General features: G+C 35.0%; 1 protein-coding gene. It reads left to right on the top strand.

Going from position 1 to position 300, the window contains the following annotated elements; translation table 11 throughout:
• Positions 1 to 300: hypothetical protein (locus UB32_RS20310; RefSeq protein WP_044395975.1), on the top strand; the 300-nt coding region annotated here is incomplete at both ends.

The raw sequence follows: 300 nt of genomic DNA, 5'->3' as shown, positions 1-300 counted from the left end.
GCCGTCAAAAGGCAGTGGAGGTAACCACTTTGTCCAAACTTGTATCCTTCTTGTTAACTATAAAACCAAATACGAGTTTAAAAATTGTTTAAAAATTATGGAAGGTGTCGATGTAGAACCTAAATGGATACAGCTGACAAAATTGGTATCAAATGAATCTTCTGTTTTACTAGTGAAGCGCAAGCATCTGATCGATACTACCGAATCTTTTCAAATAAGTCATAGTATTAAGCTTATTATAATAGAGGGGATGTTTTGTGGTAAGAACTATTCTAATGGATCATTGGGGCAATTGTCGTG

Origin of the sequence: Mesobacillus subterraneus (genome assembly GCF_000934845.1) — a bacterium.
GTDB lineage: Bacteria > Bacillota > Bacilli > Bacillales > Cytobacillaceae > Mesobacillus > Mesobacillus stamsii.
Note: the sequence above shows the minus strand (reverse complement) of the source record. Positions and strands in the feature narration are given on the sequence as shown.